Annotated in this window: 20 protein-coding genes and 1 pseudogene; 12 read left to right on the top strand and 9 right to left on the bottom strand. The window is 57.7% G+C overall.

The window, feature by feature from the left end:
* Position 1: 1 nt before the first annotated feature.
* Both ABEA08_RS09010 and ABEA08_RS09015 read left to right on the top strand, forming a co-directional pair.
* A complete protein-coding gene (locus ABEA08_RS09010) occupies positions 2-1087 on the top strand; it encodes a 2Fe-2S iron-sulfur cluster-binding protein (RefSeq protein ID WP_345334972.1) in 1086 nt (361 codons plus the stop codon).
* 893 nt (positions 1088-1980) lie between these two features.
* Entirely contained in the window at positions 1981-2364 is a 384-nt protein-coding gene (locus ABEA08_RS09015) for a hypothetical protein (RefSeq protein ID WP_345334973.1), read from the top strand.
* A 220-nt stretch (positions 2365-2584) separates the two neighbouring features.
* Here the strand turns inward: ABEA08_RS09015 and ABEA08_RS09020 are convergent, their stop codons facing one another.
* A complete protein-coding gene (locus ABEA08_RS09020; RefSeq protein WP_345334974.1) occupies positions 2585-3574 on the bottom strand; it encodes a transposase in 990 nt (329 codons plus the stop codon).
* Positions 3575-3654: 80 nt separating this feature from the next.
* Positions 3655-3768 (bottom strand): annotated as a pseudogene (locus tag ABEA08_RS09025) (transposase); the annotation flags it as partial.
* A 138-nt stretch (positions 3769-3906) separates the two neighbouring features.
* Here ABEA08_RS09025 and ABEA08_RS09030 point away from each other — a divergent pair.
* Complete coding sequence (locus ABEA08_RS09030) at positions 3907-4104, top strand: hypothetical protein (RefSeq protein ID WP_345334975.1); 198 nt, start codon at positions 3907-3909, stop codon at positions 4102-4104.
* Between the two features lie 105 nt (positions 4105-4209).
* On the opposite strand, the gene ABEA08_RS09035 is transcribed toward ABEA08_RS09030, so the two are convergent.
* The 3 genes from ABEA08_RS09035 to ABEA08_RS09045 form a co-directional block, all read right to left on the bottom strand.
* Positions 4210-4701 carry a hypothetical protein gene (locus tag ABEA08_RS09035; protein WP_345334976.1) on the bottom strand — a complete coding sequence of 164 codons (492 nt, stop codon included), beginning with the start codon at positions 4699-4701 and terminating at the stop codon, positions 4210-4212.
* Between the two features lie 1037 nt (positions 4702-5738).
* Positions 5739-6863, bottom strand: coding sequence for a hypothetical protein (locus ABEA08_RS09040; protein ID WP_345334977.1), 1125 nt, complete (start codon positions 6861-6863; stop codon positions 5739-5741).
* A gap of 120 nt (positions 6864-6983) precedes the next feature.
* Complete coding sequence (locus tag ABEA08_RS09045) at positions 6984-7430, bottom strand: hypothetical protein (protein ID WP_345334978.1); 447 nt, start codon at positions 7428-7430, stop codon at positions 6984-6986.
* Between the two features lie 161 nt (positions 7431-7591).
* Here ABEA08_RS09045 and ABEA08_RS09050 point away from each other — a divergent pair, with 161 nt between their 5' ends.
* From ABEA08_RS09050 to ABEA08_RS09065, 4 genes are all read left to right on the top strand, one after another.
* Positions 7592-8425 (top strand): SDR family oxidoreductase, encoded by an 834-nt coding sequence (locus tag ABEA08_RS09050; RefSeq protein ID WP_345334979.1) that lies wholly within the window; start codon positions 7592-7594, stop codon positions 8423-8425.
* A gap of 414 nt (positions 8426-8839) precedes the next feature.
* Positions 8840-9883 (top strand): AraC family transcriptional regulator, encoded by a 1044-nt coding sequence (locus ABEA08_RS09055; RefSeq protein WP_345334980.1) that lies wholly within the window; start codon positions 8840-8842, stop codon positions 9881-9883.
* Positions 9884-10105: 222 nt separating this feature from the next.
* Entirely contained in the window at positions 10106-10855 is a 750-nt protein-coding gene (locus ABEA08_RS09060; RefSeq protein ID WP_345334981.1) for an electron transfer flavoprotein subunit beta/FixA family protein, read from the top strand.
* A gap of 63 nt (positions 10856-10918) precedes the next feature.
* A complete protein-coding gene (locus tag ABEA08_RS09065) occupies positions 10919-11848 on the top strand; it encodes an electron transfer flavoprotein subunit alpha/FixB family protein (protein WP_345334982.1) in 930 nt (309 codons plus the stop codon).
* 114 nt (positions 11849-11962) lie between these two features.
* Here the strand turns inward: ABEA08_RS09065 and ABEA08_RS09070 are convergent, their stop codons facing one another.
* Both ABEA08_RS09070 and ABEA08_RS09075 read right to left on the bottom strand, forming a co-directional pair.
* Positions 11963-12772, bottom strand: coding sequence for a nucleotidyltransferase domain-containing protein (locus ABEA08_RS09070; protein WP_345334983.1), 810 nt, complete (start codon positions 12770-12772; stop codon positions 11963-11965).
* Positions 12773-12910: 138 nt separating this feature from the next.
* Positions 12911-13570, bottom strand: a complete 660-nt coding sequence (locus ABEA08_RS09075) for a TetR/AcrR family transcriptional regulator (protein ID WP_345334984.1) — start codon at positions 13568-13570, stop codon at positions 12911-12913.
* Between the two features lie 189 nt (positions 13571-13759).
* On the opposite strand from ABEA08_RS09075, the gene ABEA08_RS09080 reads away from it, so the two are divergent.
* The gene (locus ABEA08_RS09080; protein WP_345334985.1) at positions 13760-14548 is read left to right on the top strand and encodes a sterol desaturase family protein; all 789 of its coding nucleotides are present in this window, start codon (positions 13760-13762) and stop codon (positions 14546-14548) included.
* Between the two features lie 238 nt (positions 14549-14786).
* Positions 14787-15407: a hypothetical protein gene (locus tag ABEA08_RS09085; RefSeq protein WP_345334986.1), complete on the top strand. Its 621-nt coding sequence runs from the start codon at positions 14787-14789 to the stop codon at positions 15405-15407.
* Positions 15408-15473: 66 nt separating this feature from the next.
* On the opposite strand, the gene ABEA08_RS09090 is transcribed toward ABEA08_RS09085, so the two are convergent.
* Positions 15474-16517 (bottom strand): 3-ketosteroid-9-alpha-monooxygenase, oxygenase component, encoded by a 1044-nt coding sequence (locus tag ABEA08_RS09090; RefSeq protein ID WP_345334987.1) that lies wholly within the window; start codon positions 16515-16517, stop codon positions 15474-15476.
* Positions 16518-16763: 246 nt separating this feature from the next.
* Positions 16764-17906, bottom strand: coding sequence for a helix-turn-helix transcriptional regulator (locus tag ABEA08_RS09095; protein WP_345334988.1), 1143 nt, complete (start codon positions 17904-17906; stop codon positions 16764-16766).
* 309 nt (positions 17907-18215) lie between these two features.
* Between ABEA08_RS09095 and ABEA08_RS09100 the strand changes: the two genes are divergently transcribed.
* From ABEA08_RS09100 to ABEA08_RS09110, 3 genes are all read left to right on the top strand, one after another.
* The gene (locus tag ABEA08_RS09100) at positions 18216-19349 is read left to right on the top strand and encodes a 3,4-dihydroxy-2-butanone-4-phosphate synthase (protein ID WP_345334989.1); all 1134 of its coding nucleotides are present in this window, start codon (positions 18216-18218) and stop codon (positions 19347-19349) included.
* Entirely contained in the window at positions 19346-20557 is a 1212-nt protein-coding gene (locus ABEA08_RS09105; protein WP_345334990.1) for an NADH:flavin oxidoreductase, read from the top strand. Before ABEA08_RS09100 ends, ABEA08_RS09105 begins: the two co-directional genes overlap by 4 nt.
* A gap of 228 nt (positions 20558-20785) precedes the next feature.
* On the top strand, positions 20786-21559 hold the full coding sequence (locus ABEA08_RS09110; protein WP_345334991.1) for an SDR family NAD(P)-dependent oxidoreductase: 774 nt from the start codon (positions 20786-20788) through the stop codon (positions 21557-21559).
* The last annotated feature ends 1 nt before the right edge of the window (position 21560 follow it).

Raw genomic sequence — 21560 nt, forward strand, 5'->3', positions numbered from 1 at the left:
GATGAGCGAAGCACAGACGTTGGCGACCGCGCCGGTGGTCGAAGAGAACGGCTACTACCGCCTGACGGTCGAGAAAGTGATCGAGGAAACCCATGATACTAAATCCGTGGTGTTTGCCATTCCCGAGGCACTCAAGTCGGCCTTCCAATACAAGGCGGGGCAGTTTCTGACCCTGAAAGTCCCCTACGGCGAACAGGCGCTGATCCGTTGTTACTCGCTGGCCAGCTCGCCGGATACGGAGAGCGAGCACAAGGTCACCATCAAGCGGGTGGTGGACGGACGGATCTCCAATTGGATCAACGATCAGGTGCAGGCCGGGGATGAGATCCTGGTGTTGCCACCGGCCGGATTGTTCCACCTTGGCAAAGAGAGTGACGACGGCGACATCGTGCTGTTTGGCGGTGGCTCCGGCATTACCCCGGTGATCTCCATTCTCAAGACCGCGCTGCACACGACGCAGCGCAACATCAAACTGGTGTACGCTAACCGCGACGATCAAAGCGTCGTGTTCAACGCCGAGCTGCGCGCGCTGATGCAGGCGAACTGGCAGCGGCTGGAGATCGTCCATCTGCTTGATTCCATCCATGGTTACCTGAGCGGCCCCCAGGTGACTCAGCTGGTCGCAGGCAGCAGTAACCCCGAGTTCTTTATCTGTGGCCCCGGCCCCTTTATGGACACAGTGGAAACCGCCCTGCTGGCCCGAGGCGAAGACAAGGCGAGGATCCATGTGGAGCGCTTTGTTTCACCTCAAGATCCTAAGGAAGCGGCGGAGATCGAAGCCATGGCCCAGGCGGCTGCGGCGGAGACTGAGGCCAGCTCCATCGAAGTGACACTGGATGACGAAGTGCACCAGCTCGACTATGAGCCCGGCGATACCTTACTGCAGACCATCACCAAGGCGGGGATCGACGCCCCGCGCTCTTGCGAAGAGGGCTTCTGCGGCGCCTGCATGTGCAAGGTGAAGCGTGGCGAAGTGACGCTCAACGTCAACGATGTGCTCTCCCCTGAAGAGGTGGAGGAGGGGTGGACCTTGGCGTGCCAGGGGCGGCCTATGTCTGCTGACGTCTCCATCGAATTTCCGGACTGAGTACACCTGCGGCGTGGCTGGTTTGTGGTTATTGTGCTGGCCGCACGGCTTTGGTGTTGGCGACTGCGTCGCGGTCGTTTGGGGTTTTGTGCTGGCCGCCCGGCTTAGGTGTTGGCGACTGCGTCGCGGTCGTTTGGGATTCTATGATGGTCGCACGGCCGGTGTTGTCGGCTGCGCCGTGCTGGTTCCGGAGTTGTACTCCAGTCCTCTTGTCGCGCTGGCGACGGCAGGCCAGGGGGCTCCGCCCCCTAACAACCCCGTTTACCTCCCTTCGTCGCTGCGCTCCTCGAAGTCGGCAGAGCAAAGCCGCGTGGCCCGGATTTTGGCGTGCCTTAGCTTCGTTATCGTTCGTTCGCAGCCGACACGCTTGGAGATCGCCCTGTTTTAAAGGCAAAAGCGGCCAGCCGCTTTCAACAGGGCTCCGCCAAGCTCCCGGTCGGCCGCTGCCTCACTGCACTCAGCACGGGTTGGGTGATGGGGGAGGTTTCTAGATTTTTAAAAGCAGCCCTGTGGTTTTCTGAATTGCTATGGCGGTTTTGGCGCGAAAAGGAGTCATTCGGAATGGGCGAGGGTTATACGATAAAGCTATCACCAATGTGCATCCTAAACGCTCTTGCGGAATTGGTCTGGGTTTAATCACATGCTGTATGGATATCGAGTGCTTTTACGACAAAATTGGACTGGCTCCTGATTTTGGACATCAAAGAGCGATTGTGTAAAAGTGCTTTTAAGAACAAGGATGTAAGCGCTATAACGACGTGAGCAGATAAGACGTGAACAGAAGCCATGGCCTGTGAAAGTGCGTATTCCGACAAATAAAAGTCACGGCTCTCTAAACTGGATTCACGTGCCATGGCTTCGTAATAAACGTTATGTTTTTAAATGGAGTTGATATGAAATATTGGACATTTATTTTAAGTGCCTTTTTAATTGGGTGTAGCTCAACTGAATCGCAAGTGCAAATTGACAAGGATAAACCAACGAACACTGAGTTAGTTCAGTTTGTCATAGAGCACAAACCAAACTTAATTACTCTGTCATGTAGTCCAAAAAATGAGAGCGCTGGTAAAAATGTGCAATGGGTAAATAAATGCAATGAATTGGCGCTCGATTATTTAAATACTCAACTTGATGATGGGGTTAGCTTTCAACGTCCTATAAGTAAAAGGCCATTTGGTATGGCGGCTGATTTTACGGCAAAAATGTTAATATCTAACCCTTCAAATTTTAATGCCGTTAGCATAGGACAAAGCTTTACGTATAGTACAAATAATTAAAAAGACACCAATTAAAAATACACCCATCTTAAATACCTGATGGCATTTTCTTTCAAGCCGCTTCTTCCCTCAGGGAAAAGCCCTCTTAAAGCAGAGGTAAAACAGTAACGCTGTGTATTTTGCGGGAAATGTCAGCATCATTTGGGTGGATAAGTGAACATTGGCCGTAACGCGCTATCCAGTGAAGGCGTTGGGTGTTAGGGCGGGGTGTCGTGTCGGCCTAAGCGCTATTTAGCAGGTCTCTGGCTGCGGCAATGCCGTGCGCACGTTGGTGATTGGTATGCTCGGCAAAGTCTCGCAATGCGGCTTCTCGGCCTGCGGCACGGGTAAATTTTCGTTCAAATTCGGTGGTTAGCTTTAGCCAGTTGGTGGGGGTTATCTGCAGGCGTTGGAGCAACTCGGGCAACGAGTCGGGGATGTGGCCCGGTTTGTCGTCACGAATGATGCGGCCAGTGTGTTCAATCAACTCCAAATAGTCATCAACGGCATACGCCAACCCTTGCGACATGTCGCTGTTGTCCGGAGCGGTGAATGGGGCTAGCTCGGGTGGCTGTTTGCCGGATATTGCTGCGCGAATACGCCGCTGAATGCTGGTGTGATTGGATTGCTCGGGTGTTTGCGCCATCTTAGCGCGAATGGGGTTGAGGTCGACGTAGGCCATACAAGATAACACTGCTGCTTCATCCAGTAGGGCTTGAGACTTGAAACGTCCTTCCCAGAACCGACCGGTACAGCCATCTTCTCGATTGGCTTCACGGGCGATAAACTCGTTGAGGCTACGCATAAACCAGCTCAAATCAAACAACCGTTGTCGGTACTGCTCGGCGGTTTTCAGCACGATGTCGATTTGTCCATCGCTGAGCTCTTTCCGTCGCTCTGTCGCCATGTAAGCCTGGGTGAGTAGCGTACCTTTGTGCAAGCTATGCCAGCGCTTCAACACTTGTTCAACGGTCCAACTCAACGCCAATTTACGATCGACCCGAAGTACCACATGGGTATGATTACTCATCACGGCAAAGGCACACAGTTCGATGGCGAATACGCTACTGAGTGCCAGCAACCGTTTATCTACCCAGCCGCGGCGATGCTCATAGCTTTTGCCGGTGAATGGGTCATCACCACACAAATAGCTGCGCCGAACACAGCGTGTAACGCAGTGATAGTAGGGGGTGTCCTGCAAACTGACTTGCGATCGCCGCGCGGTTGCCATGCTGTGCTCCAATCTGAATGTCCACAAAGCGTAGCTGGTTTGATAGGAGCTCACCTAAATCATGGGTGTCTAAATAAATGTTTGCCGGTGAATGGGTCATCACCACACAAATAGCTGCGCCGAACACAGCGTGTAACGCAGTGATAGTAGGGGGTGTCCTGCAAACTGACTTGCGATCGCCGCGCGGTTGCCATGCTGTGCTCCAATCTGAATGTCCACAAAGCGTAGCTGGTTTGATAGGAGCTCACCTAAATCATGGGTGTCTAAATAAATGGCTGGTCAAGCGTTTCATTGGCCGCGTAGCGCAACAGCGGCTGAACATGCGCCTATCCATGTTGAAAATTGCCAAGTCCACTCAAGGCTGGTTCGAGCCGGTGATGAAGTCACTGGCATCCAAATCTTTAAGTCAGCTACGGGCTGACTTGAGTTGGGCAATTGATTTCATTGCAACTAACTGCCACCGGGCCCAGCAGTCAAAAGCCAAGCAGGCCAACAGTTTTGAGGCCGTTTGGGAGCACCTAAATGCTTAAGGTGCAGGCTATGAATGCTTTATAGGAGCTCACCTAAATCATGGGTGTCTTAATAAATGCTTTCACCTAAATCATGGGTGTTTAAATAATTGCTTTCTTGACTCCTCAATAGTGCAAGGCAAACCCGAGATAGGGCCCATTCAGCGACTCGCTCCGAGTGCTCAGGGCCTTGTAACCCAGCTTTAAAGATCCATAGCTGGATTTAACAAGCAAGCTGATGTCGTAGCTTTGGATCCCACCGCCCCAGGCGGGACGGAATTCAAAGCCAAATCGCTCGGAGGTATGGATCAGCAGCGGCGTGGTAGCAAAAAAATGGGACTGATGCTGCTGGCCTTTGACCTGTTGCGATCCCATGCCCAAATCAAACTCGACATAAGGCCCAAGGGACATACGGTACAGGCCGTATAGTTGACGGATTTCGAGGGTGTCATCGGGCTCTGTTTCCCGAAAGCGTCTCTGGCTGTAGCCCATGGCCAGTGTCCCATAGCCTGCCTCAATGCGATGATCGCTAGAGTCGAGGTTGGAGGCGACCCGGGTACTGTCGAGATCCCAGCGGATAAAGGGGATCACCGCCTCGCCGGGACGGCGATAGTGCACAGAAGACTCGGTGGTATCGGTGTTGCTGATTCGCTGAAAACTATAATGCCCCCCGGTAATAAGCAATTCCGTGGCGATCTCGAAGACCAGTTCGGCCGCCAAACAGCTAAGAATTAGGCTTAGGCTGTCTTCGTCGCAGGAGGTTTTTGACGATCTGGAATCGTCAGGTTTTGACGGGCTATCGGATTGCTTGCCGATGCTTTTTTCGAAGTCACCTAGCTTACCGGCATGGCAAGGTAGTGAAGTGACAGCAAGCACCAGGGAAAAAAGCAGAGAATGGTGGAATTTGCGGGACATTGGCGGGTTTATTGACCTGATCAGTTTTGAACTAGGATTGAGCCGGCGTTTAGGTGATGGCTTAGCTATTGAAACGGTGTGTCGGCGAGCCTGCGCCACCGTCGGCTGCGGAGTGACACGAGATCGTATGCACCTCTTTGATTCCAAAGCTCATTACCCTAACGATCGAGCAAAAGCTGTTCAAGTGCTGAAAGTGTGTTTGTCTACTCTACTCACGGTTCTGGATCAAAGGGTTAGGTTCGTTTAGTCCGGGTTCAAGGGTTCAAGTCAGAGTGATTGAAGTCTCCAAAGCCTGCTTTGCGCTTAGGGGCGAAAGCGGCCTTGAACTTCCACCAAGTCCGGCGCTGAGTGTTGTTGGGGGAGGGACGACAGGGAGCTTGGCGGAGTCATCGTGAAGACGACGGGTCGGCTTCGCTTTTGAACGATGACGATCTCCAAGCGTGTCGGCCCGAGCACGACGTAAGCGAAGATTAAGCCGGGCGTAGGCACACGGAACTGACCAGCAACGCCGTTTTTGATCTTCCGTCGACTTCGAGGAGCGTAGCGACGAAGGGAGATAAAGGGGAGTGGGGAGGGGCGGAGCCCCTCTCCTTGCCGTCGCCAACGCGACTACGGGTTATGGTTCAGCGATGCAGGCCCACGGCGCAGCCGTCACCGCCCTAATAGCCAACACGCCGTAGGGCAGCGAGTCGGGGGGCTAACACGCGTCACCGGCCACCCGACACCGTGGTATGCGCTACTTAGAAGTAGTAACCGATATTAAGGTTGATCTGACGGCCCCAGCCGCTGCCGCTTTGGGGCAGGCCCAAGTGGTTATCGCCATCGCCGTTGGTCCACACCAGATTGTGGCCGTAGATATGATCCAGATAGAGGAAGAACTTCTCATAGGAGAGTGACGCGCCGGTGACGTTAAGGCGGGTGTCTTGGTGCGCTGGGTTGCCGCTGTCTGCGACGAGGTGGCTGTAGTCGTTGTAGAGCTTGAGTCGGCCGATGCGGGTGTCGAAGCTGCGAGCGATATTGGCGCTGTAGACTTGAGCGCGGTTGGTGATCTCAAAGGCGCTGTTGACCATGCCCATGCCGATGCGGCTGGCATCGAACGCGCCGCCTTCATCGAACTGGCGGTAGTCGTAGTGCAGCGCTTGCAGCTGCAGGTTCCAGTCCTGATAGCTGAGATCGGCGTGGGCTGCGATGGCGTAGCGATCGCCGTTTTCCCGGTATTCGGTGTTGTAGATCTGGCCCAGCTCGAGCGAGCTGCCGAGGATCGCCGACCACTCGCCTTGCTCCATAAAGTAGCTGTAACGCAGGTTGAGTTGGTTGGTTTCTTGGTTGTGGTAGGTTTGGCTGCCGATCTCGCCGGAGATGATGTCCGCCGTTAAGCCGCGGCCATTCTGGTATTCGGCGTTCTTAAACAGGCCCAGCTCCAGTCGGTGTTGATCTTTATGGTACAGCGCGGTCATGCCCGCATCGGGATCGGACTCAAACCCAACGTAGTAGTTGATGCTGTACCACCAGCTGTTGGAGGCGTTGTTGATATTGCCAAAGGGCTTATCGACGATCCCCGCCTGCAGCTGCCAGTCTGGGCTGAGGTTGTAGTAGATGTAGCCGTAGCGCAGGTAATCGTAGCCGTTCATAAAGCGGTAGCTGGCGTTGATCCCCCAGGTATCGTCGGCAAAGCGGTCGCTGATCTTCAACTCCAGCATGTTAAAGCTGAGCTCCCCAAGCGTATCCCGATGCTCGGCGTTGTATTGCTTAAAGTTGTAATTGGCGCGCAACGAGCCGCCCAATTCTGGGTTGAATTCGGTGGCCAGCAGGGGAAAAGTGCCGGTCAGTGCCAGCACAGCGGGAAGATAATGGAAGGTTTTCACAGCGTTATAGAGCCTTGCTTGAGGAAGGGGGCTCTAGGGTAACGGTTCCTGCGTGGTGGCAGGCTTTGGCGTAGGGAGGATGTGAGCTAGCTCCAAAATGTGACTCAGCGCACTCTCGACTCAAGGCTGTAGCATGACGGTGTGTTTGCATTGCCCCTGCGGGCCAGACAGGGTGAGGGTAACCGGGCGCTGGCGATCGAGCCGTTGTTGCGGCAGCGGCAGCACGGCGCTTTGTACCTTGAGGTGGGCGCTGGTTGGGCGATGAAATGCCCCCAAATGCCGCTGCGGTGTTTGCTCGGTTTGGCTGAGCAGTTGGCCATCCTGATGGACGCTGATGCGATCGATCCTCTGCCATCGACTGCGCAGGTGGCTGATCGTGAGCTGCCAGTGATCGGCGTGCGTTTGCAGCTCCAGTCGTTCACTTGTGACGAATTTGGGCAAGTATTTCGGCCCGTAGAAGGGGGTGGCAGCCTGCGCTAAGGTAGTGAGGCTTAGGGCCAGTACGACGCAGACTAAGGCCGCGGACTGCAGCATCAGGCGTGGAATGGGACGGGCGACGGCGGGCATGGGTGACCACTTCGTGTTAATGGGATGTTATCTTTACCCTAGGGGAACGGGAGCAATTGAGCAAGCGTGATAACTGAGCGCAATTCATTGATTTTGGTCGATATGGGCGATTGTGCTGCGCCGAAGGCGAGCCGCAGTACAGTGAGGAAAAATAAGAGGGCATGGCGATGACAACAGTGGCAAAAACGACGGTGTTTATTACGGGAGCGAGTCGCGGTATCGGCCGGGAGATCGCCTTGGCGTGCGCGCGCCAGGGCAATAATGTGGTGATCGCTGCTAAGTCCGACACGCCACATCCTAAGCTGGCGGGCACCATCCATAGCGTGGCTCAAGAGGTGGAGGACGCGGGAGGCCAGGCCTTAGCCATTAAGCTGGATGTGCGGGAAGAGGCGGCGGTGACGGCGGCGATGGCACATGCTGCGGCGCACTTTGGTGGCATCGATGTGCTGGTGAACAACGCCAGTGCCATTCAGCTGTCGTCGGTGCAGGACACGGAGATCAAGCGGTTCGATCTGATCCACAGTATCAATACCCGCGGCACCTTGGTGTGCAGCAAGGCGGCGATCCCCTATCTTAAGCAGTCGGCCAATGGCCATATCGTTACCCTGTCCCCGCCGATCAATCTGGCGCCGCATTGGCTCGGGCCCTATGCGCCCTATACCTTGACCAAATATGGCATGACCTTGCTGACGCTTGGGCTGGCACAGGAGCTCAAGGCGGATGGGGTGAGCTGCACCACGCTGTGGCCGCAAACCACCATCGCCACCGCCGCCATTGAATACGCGCTGGATCCTAAGCTGCTCAAGCGCTCGCGAACTCCGGCCATCATGGCGGATGCGGCGCTGGCGATCCTCACCACGGACGATCAAAGCCTGAGTGGCCAGTCTTTGGTGGATGAAGCCCTGTTAAGAGAGCGGGGCGTGACCGATTTTGAGCACTACAAAGTGGATCCCGAGTGCGAGCAGTTGTATCGGGATCTGTATCTGGACCGCTGATCCTCGAGTATTGCTGCGGGCGGCAAGTCGGTTTTTTTTTGGCCCAGATCCAAACAAACTGGTTAGTCCACTTTGCCGATGTGACGGGGTTTAAGACGTCGTTTAATGATCCTGTCGGTATTTACCGATATGGCTATGAAGAGAGATGGGCATCTTTCTTCATAACCAGGACTTGTCGTCGTGAACATTGGCTCTTTATTGTTGAGAATGCATAAAGAGATCATCGCCTGCCGGGGCAACCCGGTGGGCTTTTTTTTGTTTGTTGTGCGGCGTGAGGTTTCGCTGCCCGCCGCAGCGAGGCGGTTGCTGTATGCCGGTGCGGGCCGAGCCGGGCCCGGTGTCTTCAATGCCCGCGCCCTTGCGCCCAGAGCCTAGAACCGAGAAGCTAGAGGCGGGCAGGGCAAAGGAGTCGCCATGAACAAGCAGGAAACCGTGTCGATGGATTACATCGAGGTGTTGCTGGATCACGCTCGGCAACAAGGCTATGACGTGCCGGCGTTGTTGGCGGCCTGCGGTTTGTCGCAGCAGGCGTTGCTGGAGCAGCGTGCCCTGTCGGTGCGGGCGTTCGGTCGGCTCTATCAGCGGCTGATCGATCTGGCGCAGGACGAATCGTTTGGCATGCTGACCGGCGGTAAGATCCCCAACGGCATGTTTCGCATGATGTGCCACTGCATCGAGCACTGCGCCACCTTGGGTGAGGCGTTACGGCGCTGCAGCGATTTCTATGAGATCTGCAAGGGGCCCAGGATCAAACCTCAGATCCAGTTGCAGGGCGAGCTTGCCGTGTTGCACTTTGTCGCGCTCGATAGCCTGCCCGCGGATACGCTGACGCAGGTGGTGTCGACGGGATCGCCCACGGTGATCCGCACCTCGCTGTCTATCTGGCATCACTTTATGAGCTGGATGATCGGTCGGCGCCTGCCCTTGCTGCAGGCGGGGTTTACCTTTGCCGAGCAGCCCAATCCGCAGGATTACGAGCTGGTGTTTCAGTGCCCGCTGCGCTTCAACCAGAGCGAGAACCGGCTGACGTTTGAGCGCCATTGGCTGTCCCTGCCCCTAGTTCAGAGCGAGTCGGCCTGGCGTGGTTTTTTGAAGACGGCGCCCTATCAATTGCTGGTGATGGTCAATGGTGACAGCTCCATCTCGGCGCGGATCCGCGCCCTGTTTGGCCGGGATTTCAGCCGACCACTGCCCGGACTGGAGTGGGTCGCCGAGCAACTCGGCTTGTCGGTTCGCACCCTGCGCCGTCATCTGGCCGAAGAGGGCACCAGTTACTCCCAGTTAAAAAACGATTGCCGCTGCGAGGCGGCGCGGGATCACCTCAATTGTCCGGAATTGTCTATCCACGACGTGGCCAATCTGGTGGGCTTTGATGATCCCAGCCCCTTTATCCGCGCCTTTCGTCAGTGGACCGGCCAGACGCCGGGTGAGTACCGCGCCGACTTACTGGATGCGTGATGGCGCGTGTGTGAGCGCTTACTTTTATGGGTGTGCTCCGCGGTTTTGATCCCCCCGCTCTGCCCCTGCTGTAAACCTGAGTGGCCGATTATGTTTATTGCATTGGCCCATCTGGTCATTGGCAAAGTGTGTTGATGATCACAAAATGAGTTCATCTTTCCTGCGTCATGGATGCGCACTGTCTGCGCAGATCGCAACGCAACAGACAATCAGGTGGTAGCGATGAAAGTACTGGTCGCGGTAAAACGCGTAATTGATTACAACGTTCGAGTGCGGGTGAAGTCCGACAACACCGATGTGGATCTGGCCAACACCAAGATGGCCATCAACCCCTTCTGTGAGATCGCCGTGGAAGAGGCGGTGCGCCTCAAAGAGAAGGGCGTAGCGACGGAAGTGGTGGTGGTGTCCATCGGTGATAAGGCGTGTCAGGAGCAGTTGCGGACGTCATTGGCGTTGGGGGCCGACCGTGCCATCCAGGTTGAGGTGAATGGGGCGATGGATCCGCTCAGCATCGCCAAGCTGCTGAACAAGGTGGTGGAGAAGGAGCAGCCCGGCCTGATCCTGCTGGGTAAGCAGGCGATCGATTCAGACAACAACCAGACCGGCCAGATGCTGGCGGCGTTGGCCGGTCTGCCTCAGGCCACCTTTGCCTCGGAAGTGGTGATCGACGGCGACAAGGCTACGGTAACCCGTGAGATCGATGGGGGCCTGCAGACTCTGGAGCTGAGCCTACCCGCCGTAGTGACCACTGACTTACGTTTGAATGAGCCGCGCTATGCTTCTCTGCCGAACATCATGAAGGCCAAGCGTAAGCCGCTGGAGGTGATCAGCGCTGAGGATCTGGGCGTGAGCGTAACCGCCAAGCTGAAGACGTTGCGGGTCGATAACCCACCAAGCCGCAGTGCCGGCATCAAGGTGGACAGCGTAGAGCAGCTGATCGACAAGCTGAAGAACGAAGCCAAGGTGCTGTAAGCCCGCTGGGAATACGGATCGGAACGCGGCGCGAGATGCGGCGCACAGCAAAAGGATTGAGTTATGACCACATTGGTTATTGCAGAGCACGACAACACCGAATTGAAGCCGGTGACGTTAAATACCCTGGCCGCGGCGGCGGCGATCGGCAACGAGATCACCGTGTTGGTGGCGGGCAGCAATTGTCAGGCGGTGGCAGCGCAAGCCGCCCAAGCCGCGGGCGTGGCCAAGGTGCTGGTGGCGGAAGATGGAGCTTATGAGCACCAACTGGCGGAGAACGTGTCCGCCTTGGTGACCGAGCTGGGCGGTGGCTACAGCCACATCCTGTTCCCGGCGACCGGCAACGGCAAGAACATCGCGCCGCGGGTCGCGGCGGGGCTGGATGTGAATCAGATCTCTGAGATCATCAGCGTCGAGAGCGCCGACACCTTTACCCGGCCTATCTACGCGGGCAACGCCATTGCCACGGTGCAGTCGGAGGACGCCATCAAGGTGATCACCGTGCGGGCGACCGGCTTTGATGCGGTCGCGGCAGAGGGGGGAAGCGGTGCGGTCGACAGCATCGGCTCGGCCCATGATATCGGCAGCAGCCGCCATGTTGAAGATAAGTTGGCGGTGTCGGATCGCCCCGAGCTGACCGCCGCGTCGGTGGTGATCTCCGGTGGTCGCGGCATGGGCAACGGCGAGAACTTTGCCCTGCTCGATGGCATCGCCGACAAGCTGGGGGCCGCGGTTGGCGCCTCCCGTGCGGCGGTGGACGCGGGCTTTGTGCCCAATGACATGCAGGTGGGTCAGACCGGTAAGATCGTGGCGCCCAATCTGTACATCGCCGTGGGGATCTCCGGTGCGATCCAGCATCTGGCCGGGATGAAAGATTCCAAGGTGATCGTGGCGATCAACAAAGATGAGGACGCCCCGATCTTCCAAGTGGCGGATTACGGCCTGGTGGCGGATCTGTTCGAGACCTTGCCTCAGCTTGAAGCGGCGCTCTGATCGCGCCGGCACGAGTACGACGCTCCCTGTCCTTCTCCTTCCCAAACGTCAAACAGGGAGTATAAAACGGCCTCTTCGGAGGCCGTTTTTTCGTTTCATTTTCAAACTTGCCGTTCAGTCCTGCCCGAGCGCGTCGAGATAGGCCAGGGCAGCCTGTTGGGCGGCGCCATTGATACAGACAGGATCGCTGCGCAGCGACTGATAGAGCTCAGCAGCGCAGCGGGTTGCGCGTACCAGTGATTGTGCGTCGCACAGTGCAACTGTGCCTTGCAGTTTCATGGCAAACTCCGGCACCTGCTGCTCCAGTTTGCGCACTCCGCAGGGCTCAAAGCCAGCATCTTGCTGCGCCAGCGGGCCCAGAACCTGGCCGCGCAGGAAACCAAGACAATCCAACGCTTCGAAGTACTCACCGCGGCCTATCTTAGTGGCGGCGTAGTGGACCCAGATCCAGAAGCGATCCTCTATCCACTGCGCCTCGGCGCGAGGGTAGCGGCCTTCGCCCTGAGCCAGCGCCTGGGCTAGGCGCTCGTCCCGGGCCCACAAAATGCAGGGCTCATCGACCCGCACCGCCGCGTCCTGGACCTGGACAAACTTCAGATCCACATGCAACGGGGCCGCTCCCGCATCCAGGTAAAGGCCGATCACGAGACGGGGTTCGCCGACGTGCTCACCGGTAAAGTGGGCGAGCAGTTGCTCATCTGGGGCCAATTTTGCGGCTATCTGGCTGCGATCGCGCATTACCGAATCGAAATGTTCAGGTTCAACGGCGATCACCAGATCCAGATCGCTGAAGGGATCCAGAGTGTTGTTGGCATAGGAGCCGGAGGCGGCCACACCGACCAGGCGAGGATCCGACTGGAGTTGTGGCAGGGCTCGCTCGATAAACTGGCGATGGCGGTTGGGTAGGGTGCTGGGATAAAACATAGGCTGTTCCAAGTCAGTGTCGCCCATGGGGGCGTCTGCTGGCGTTCCAGACAGCATTCCAGTTTTGCACAGGGCTTGGCGGCCAACAAGTGGCGCCCTGAGGGGGCGTGCGTTAAGTCACGTCACCAATCATCGAGCTCAGGACTCGGTTTCGAAACCGGCCGCTAACATTGCTATTAAATCGTCCATGCGCTGCTCGGGTGAGAGCGGCTTATCCATTAAGCCCTGTTGCCAAGGGTAGGGGGCGTCATGCAATTGGGTCAGGCCGATAAACAGGGCGCTGTGAGCCATCTGCAACCGGTACTCCACCTGGTTCTTTGCCAGATGAGGCAGGATCTTATACATCTGATCGAGCAGGTGAACCCCCAAGGTGCCCATCTGCTGCGCAGCGATCTGGCTGTACACAGGATTGCGCTCCTGATGCAGTTGCACCAGCACTTGGACAAAGCGGTTTCCGGCTTTGCCCCCCTCAATGGATAACTCGGCCAAGGGCCGGCCTAACACCTCGAGTACATCGCCAATGGCGAGCTTGGGATTGTCGATCAGTAAGCTTTGCACCAATTGCTGTCGGCGCCGCGTCAGTGCCGGGAAGCGCCGCTCCAACAAGGCCTTGATCAAGCCATCGCGACCACCAAAGTGATAGTGGATCACCCCTTGGCTGATCCCGCAGGCCTTGTTGATCTCCCGCAGAGACACCCGGGCGACGCCTTCCCGGGCAAACAGCACTTCGGCTTTGTCCAGAATGTCACTTTGGGTGAGTCTGCCGTGCTGACGTACTTTCTTGGTTTCAACTGTCATGAGTCTAAGGCTATCACGCAAGTAGGCTGATTTGTTCTGTTTTTATTGTTCGTCCGGATAAAAACATGGGTGAGTATGGTTGACACCGATTGAGTGATTCTCTAAGTTCTATTTAACCACTTGGTGAAATTTAATTTAAGTGTCGGTTCCAATGTCGCGTTCGAACCGAGAGATGAGCAGGGAGTTGCAATGAATTGGGAACTGATGGTCACGGCCATTGTCGTGTTAACTTTTGTCGTGGGCTTGGCGCTGGAGCGCTTTGTGCTGTACCGCAAAGATTGGCAGTGGCAGGGCAAAGATTACTGGAAAACTCTGGGCGGCTTTTTGGGCCAGGCCATCTCAGGCCGTTTATTGGGGGTCTCCTTCGGTCTGATGTTTGCTTGGCTGTTTCCGGGGATGGCCGGCGGCTTGTCAGGTATGCATGTGGCCGTGGCATTCTGTTTGATCTGGGCGGTGGAGGAGCTTTGCTTCTACTGGCTGCATCGCTGGAGTCATGAAAAGAAGTGGCTGTGGAAGCTGCACCGTGCCCATCACAGCTCGGATAAAATGGGCTTTCTGATACTGTTTCGTTACAACTTCTTCTGGCCCTTCCTGCGCCCACAGACCTGGATTGGCGCGTTTGCCGCTTACTTCGGTTTGATGAGCGCCTACTGGCCGTTCGTGATCATGACCTTCATTATCGGCGTCTATACCCATCTGCCCTATCGCTGGGATCTGAAGCTGCTTGAGTACCGCTGGATCCGACCTTTTTGGTGGGTGTTTGAACGCGTCGTCGTGACGCCGGATACGCACCACGCCCACCATGGTATGGGCCGCCACGGTCGCCTCACCGGCAACTACACCACCTCACTGTTTCTGTGGGACGTGATTTTCAAAACCGCCTACATTCCCCGCACCCACCAGAAGCGATTTGGTCTGCCGGTGAAAAACCTCGATACCGGGGAAGAGGTGTTGTGGCCGTTGATCCGCAAAACCTAGCGAAACGCTTTGTTTGGCCTGAGCACCTCAGGCCAGCACGGCCTTGACCGCCCAACCCGGTCAAACGCCGTTTTGTTCTTCAGTTCGGCTTGGCTCCGGGGATCCTCCGGGGTCTTTTTTGCGTTTGCGCGTTACTGTGCTTCCCTGGCCCGTCTCGGTGGTGTGATCCGCTATTGGGACGGTTTGCCCGGTTGGATCTGCTCCGCTTATAGTTCTGCTCCTTATAAGGAGAACAAGAATGAAAAAGAACGCAGTATTTTCATTGTTTTGTGCAAGTTTGGTCAGCACTACCGGCTGTGCCTCTGTGGCCGACGTCGCCGGCGGCGTCCCCTTTACCACCACGGTAAAGGAGCAGGTGGCGTTTTTTGACAATATTCGCGCGCACTGCGGTAAGGCGTATGAGGGGATCGTCGTTTCCGGTGCCAAAGACGGGGATGGTTTCAGCGAAAACCGCCTGGTGATGCATGTGCGACAGTGCGCTGAGGATCAGATCCACATTCCGTTTCATGTCGGCGATAACGCTTCGCGCACTTGGATCTTGACCCAAACCGGCGCCGGCATTCTGCTTAAGCATGACCATCGCCATGAAGACGGCTCCAACGACGAGTCCACCATGTATGGGGGTCATACGCCGGATCGGGGCTATGCGACCTATCAGCGCTTCCCGGCCGATGATTACTCCAAAGATCTGTTCACCAAGCTGGGCTTCCCTCAGTCCAACGGCAACACCTGGCATATGCAGATCTACCCGGAGAAGTTTGTCTATCACTTGACCCGGGATGGTCGTGATTTCAAGGTGGATTTTGATCTGACCAAACCGGTCACGCCACCGCCGGCCCCTTGGGGTTACCAAGACTGAGTCGCACAACAACAAAGCCCCGCCAATGCGGGGCTTTGTCGTCGAGAGTGAGTCGAGGAGGCGTGATCAGACGGCGTTGAAGTTGTCGGCCTTAAACACCTGTTGGGTCTTTTCATCGCCGGTCAACTCGGCCACATCGGTGTAGAACTGATCGTACCATTTGCGCAGCTGATAGACCGGACCGTCACCGTCACACAGGATGGGGTTGTCGATCCGCACCTTGTTGTCCCAGATCTCCACATCTTCGTAGAAGGCTTCACGGGCCAGCTGCACGTAGGCGGCGGCGATCTCGCGGTTTTCTGCTTCGCTCAGGCCGGGCACCTTCTGCACCAGTACGCCATAGCGCAGTTGGAAGCTGTCTTGATCGATCGGCACGTGGCAGTTGAGCAGGATGGAGTGGATGGGTTGGCCATCCATCTCACCGGTCATCTGGGTGATCTGATAAGAGGGACCGTAGTAGGTGGCTTCGGTGCGGATCTCGCCCTGCTCGGCCAGACGCTCGCTCTTGCCTTCCATGATCTGGGTGGCGATGTGGCCTTCGAAGATGTTGCTGAAGGATCGGATCGGCGCGCCGTGCACTGGGCCGAAGTGCGCCTTGTCAGCGACGTTGTCGACCAGCTCGCGACAGTTGATCCCAATTTCCAACTCGGCGATCTCCCACTCGGCCCAGCTATCGTCAAACACTTGCTCGATGCGCGGGATCGCTTGCTCTGGGATGGGCGGGTTGTTTTCGACGTCGTGCCAGACAAACAGCAGCTTGTTCTCTTCGCAGATGGGCCAGGATTTGATCTTGGCGCGGGGCGGAATGCGCTTGGCGTAGGGGATGTCATCGCACTTGCCGTCGGCGTCCCAGCGCCAGTCGTGGAACGGGCAGCGAATGGAGTTGCCTTCGATGCAGCCTTTGCTTAAGTCGCCGCCCATGTGCGGGCAGTAGCCATCGAGGATCCGCAACTGACCATCCTCACCCTGATAGCACACCAGCTTGGTGTCAAAGATCTCGAGGGTGTGGGCTTGTCCGTCTTTGTACTTGTCGGCCAGGCCCAGGCAGTGCCAGCCGCGGGCGAAACGCTCTGGAATGGGTTGGGCTTCGATACGATGGGTTGCGCTCATGCTCATGCTCCGTTTGCTGATCTGTCCCTGGGGGTGCTAGGGCGTTTTATGTGTCCCATTTTTGGCGCCCGGCCAGATAGCGGCATCGTCCTAATAGACGATGGGGGTGAGCGTTTGCCCTGACTTTGGTCTGAGTTTGTTGTAGATCAAAGGTTAGGGCGCGCTCCTCGTCAGGACGCCCGGCACGACGGTCACGTCGAGCCGGGCCACATCGCGCTGGGGCAGGCCGACGTGGCCGAGGGGCGCTTAGCCCAGTGTCGCGACGCTACGCAAGATCAGCCGTACCAGCATGGTTTGGCGGGTGACGCCGGTCTTGGAGAAGATCGAGCGCAGATGGGCCCTGGCGGTATTGCGACTGATGGAGAGCTCCTCCGAGGCTTCATCTAGGGTGAGACCGTTGGCCAGCAACATCGCCAGATGCGACTCGGCCGGGGTGAAGTCAAACAGGGCCTTGACCACCTCCTGCGGCGCGCGGGATTTGCGGTCGGGATCGGACACAAACAGCACCACGGCGGGTTGCTGCTTGCCTTCGTTCCAGTCGGCGCTGGGGATGGAGCGCACCACAATGCCCAGATCCGAGGCGCCGGAGGCGCGCTGAATGCGCAGCGCCTCGACCACGCCGGGTCGATGGTGGTGCAGCGCTTCGGTGGCGTGTTTGATCATCTGACGGAAGGTCAGCGTATCGCGGCTGCTGCCCACCTGTAGGGTGCCGTTGACCAGCTTAAGCCCATCCTTGTCCGCCAATAACTCCTGCGCCACCTGATTGGTCTGCAGCACCTTGCCCTTCTCATCGAGGATGATGGTGCCGACGGCGAGTTGATCAACCGCACCGGCGTACAGCTTACGCTCGGTCTCGATGCGGTTGAGCTGCATGTGGATCTTCACCGCCCGCTCGATATGGGGAATGAACATCTTCAGCAGGGCTTTATCGTCGGCGGCAAATGGCGCGCCATCCTGGCCCCGACTGATCCGCAGGCTGCAGGTGGCCCCATCCGGGGTGATGATGTCGGTGCCGACGATGTGGTACACATCCAAGGGCGCCAGATAGAGCCGAAAGAACTCGGAGCTTTCCCGCTCATGCTCGGGGATGAATTCATCGAGGGTGACCACGTGGCCACTGGGCACGCCGACAAAGGGATCGAGCGCGTAGAAGTGTTTGTTGTAGGACGCCATCGCATCCTGAGTGGGACGGCCGGTACTGAGGATCAGGCCATCGAGCTCATGGCTGGGCGGGCGCAGGATAAAGGTGGCAAATTTGGCTCCCATGGTATCTTGCAGTTGTCGCAGGAATTGCTTCCACGGAATGTCGTCTTCGAGGCCTTGATAGAGGGTGCCGATTAATCCGCTGAAGCTATCGATACCGATCGGGGCTTGGCTGGTAATCATCATTATAGTTATCCACCACTGTTCCGGATTGTGGTCATCTTCCTTGTTATCGGGCCTAGGATATACGGCTTGTTCAAACTTGTGCAATATTGCAACAACTTCGATTTGGGCTTGGTTTAGCTTAGGTTCAAGGTTGCATGCACTTGCGTAAGGTTAAGCGATTAATAGGCCTACAACTGGTGGGGTAATTGCCTTTAACTGCTTGGACTTGCGAGTGGCTTTGGCGACTTTTGAGTCGTCTTATCGGACGATGCTTTTTCTTCGCCTCGGGGCCAAATTGTTGATTAATATTGGGCAACTTTGGGTCATGCGATGGAACTGAACAGTGCCGTAGAGATGATCGCGGCGATCCGCCGGGGTGAGATGGTGGTGTTGCTGGACGAGGCCCAGCCGGGCAGCGAAGGCGCCCTGCTGATGGCGGCGGAAAAGGCCAATGCCGAGAGCATCAACTTTATGGCCCATCAGGCCCGCGGCTTGATCTGTCTGGCGCTGGATGAAGCGCGCTGTGCCCAGTTGAAACTGCCGCTGATGGCGGCGGGCCGCTCGCCCAACCGGCTCAATTTTACCGTCTCCATCGAAGCCGCCGAGGGCGTGACCACCGGCATCTCCGCCGGCGATCGCGCCCGCACCATCGAGGCGGCGATGGCCGAGGGGGCTGGCCCGGCAGATCTGGTGCAGCCGGGGCATATCTTTCCGGTGATGGCCCAGCCCGGTGGCGTGATGAGCTGCTCGGCGGCGCCGGAGGCGGCGTGCGATCTGACCCGGCTGGCGGGCCTGAAAGAGGGCGGCGTGGTGGTCTCCATCCTCAATGATGAGGGGGAGGTGGCCCAGGGCGAGGCGCTGCTGGCGTTTGCGCGTCAGCACGGATTGGCCGTTGGCTGCATTGCCGATCTGATCCACCACCGCTTGCTGCACGAAGGCACCATCCGGCGCGATGCGCAGTACGTGCTGCCCACCAAATACGGCGAGTTTGAGGTGGTGGCCTATGAGGATAAGTACAAAGGCGTACTGCATCTGGCGTTGATCAAGGGCGAGATAGAGCCGGACCAACCTGTGTTAGTGCGGGTGCAGTCGGCCCAACTGGTGCGTGACTTACTGGGCGCCCATTCCGACAGCGGCCCGGAGCAATGGGACGTGGGCCGGGCCTTGCAGGCGATCGCCGAGGCGGGCAGTGGCGTGCTGGTGCTGCTGGCGGCGCAGGAGAGCCCCAAGGCCGTGCTGGGTCAACTGGCGCGTTATGCCCAGCCTTCGGCGCCGCTACCGACGCCGCCCAATTTTAAACACCGCACCCTGGGCGTGGGCGCACAGATCCTGCGGGATCTGAAGGTGCGCCGCTTGCGCTTGCTCAATGATCCGGTCAGCTTCACGGCGATCTCCGGGTATGACATGGAAGTGGAAGAATTTGTCGCCTTTGGCGCCTTAGCATTAGAAGGAACTGCATCATGAATCAGGCAAAAGCCGCGGCCAATGTGTTTGCACCGGTCCAGCTTGCAGGGGCGAGCCTGCGCAATCGAGTGATCAAGACCGCGACCTTTGAGGGTATGACGCCCAAAGGGATCCCGAGCGATGCGCTGATCGAACACCACCGCGGGATCGCCGCCGGGGGCGCGGCGCTGACCACCGTGGCTTATTGCGGCGTATCGCCGGACGGGCTGACGTTTGAAGATCAGATGTGGATGCACGAAGGCATTTTCGATCGGCTCAAGCAGTTGGCGGATGCGGTGCATGCCGAGGGCGGTAAGATCTCCGGCCAGCTGTCCCACTGCGGCTTCTTCTCGCGCAATAAGCCGAAGAACATCCCCCGCCCCCGCGGACCCAGCGTGACCTTCAATCACTATGGCGCCTTCTCCGGACTGCCGATCGGTGGCGCCATGTCCCATGCCGACATTGAGAAGACCCTGGGTGAATACCATGACGCCGCGGCGCTGCTCAAGCGGGCCGGTTTCGATGCGGTGGAGATCCACATGGGTCACGGCTATCTGCTCAGTCAGTTCATCAGCCCCTACTCCAATAAACGCACGGACGAATATGGCGGCAGCCTGGAAAACCGCATGCGCTTGCCGCTGCAGGTGTTGGCCTCGGTGCGCAAAGCGGTGGGCGAAGATTTCCCCATCCTGTCCAAGCTCAATCTGGCCGACGGCTTCCGTGGCGGCATTAAGATCGAGGACTCGATCCAGTGCGCCAAGCTGCTGGAAACGGCCGGGATCAACGCCATTGTCATGAGCGGTGGCTTCACCGCCCGCACTCCGATGTACCTGTTCCGTGGCGGCAGTCCGCTTAAGCAGATGATCCAGACCGAAAAGAACCCGGTGATGGCCTTTATGATGAAGATCGGCGGGCCCAAGCTGTTCCGCCCCTCCAAGTTTGAAGAGCTCTATTTTCTCGACAAGGCCAAGCAGATGCGCGAAGCGGTGTCGGTACCGTTGGTCTATCTGGGCGGGGTGTCCAGCCGCGACAGCATGGTGCGGGCGATGGACGAGGGCTTTGATTTTGTCGCCATGGGCCGGGCGTTGATCCGCGATCCAGAGATGATCAACAAGGCCTCTGCCGACGGCGCCAGCTACCCCAATCAGTGCGATCACTGCAACCTGTGCGTGCCGTCGATGGCGTTGCCCGGCGGGGTGCGCTGCGTGTCGCTCAAGGGCGGGTTTTAAGTCACCTCCAGTGTCAGCACAGGGAGCGGGCGCCATATGGGCGCCCGCTTTTTTTTGTCGCTCGCCAATCCCGTTTTGGCAGCGCCTTTCGCTCAGTTAGACGTTCCGCTATTCCCTGCCGCGCTAGTCCCTTTAGACGATTATTTTTTCCCTTTGGAGAACGACGATGGGGGTATGGATATTGCCGCTCGATTTCATAAAACGTCGGCCACAGATTGGGATAGATCAATGAATTTTATGGCGGAGTTTCCCACTGATGGGATCGCTCTGGTGCTTGGCGGCAGTGGCGGCACCGGCTCGGTGATCGCCCAGCGACTGGCCCACGGTGGCAGCAAGGTGGCACTGACCTACAACAGCAATGCGGTCCGGGCCGATGAGGTGGTGACCGCGATCAGCGGCGCCGGGGGCTGCGCCGAGGCGCATCAACTTGCGATGGCTGACGGCGAGCGCATCGCCGCGCTGCTGGCGGATCTGACCGAACGCCACGGCCGCATTCACAGCATCGTGTTTGCCACCGGTTTCGACATTCCCCAGGAGTACATCGGCGACACCTCACCGGCGCTGTTTGAGCGGGTGATCGCCTCGGACTTGCACGGTTTCTACCGAACCATTCACGCCGCGCTGCCCCATCTGCGCGAGTCTGGGGGCAGCATCGTCCACGTTAGCTCGGCGGGCCTGTTTCGTTACCCGCCCAAAGACATGCTCTCGGTGGCGCCCAAGGCGGCGATCGAATCGCTGATCCAGGGGATCGCCAAGGAGGAGGGGCGCTTCGGCATTCGCGCCAACTCGGTGGCGATCGGGGTGATCGAAACCGGCATTTTCCTGCGCCTGAAAGAGGCCCATTTTGATGAAGCGTGGCAGCAGGCGGTCAAAGCCAGCCTGTGCCTGCCGCGCTTTGGCCAGCCCGAAGAGGTGGCGGAAGCTGTTGCCTTTCTGGCGTCCCCACGCAGTGCCTATACCACAGGCCAGATCATCGTCGTCGATGGCGGCTACCACGTATAAG

It is taken from the genome of Ferrimonas pelagia, from assembly GCF_039543565.1.
GTDB lineage: Bacteria > Pseudomonadota > Gammaproteobacteria > Enterobacterales > Shewanellaceae > Ferrimonas > Ferrimonas pelagia.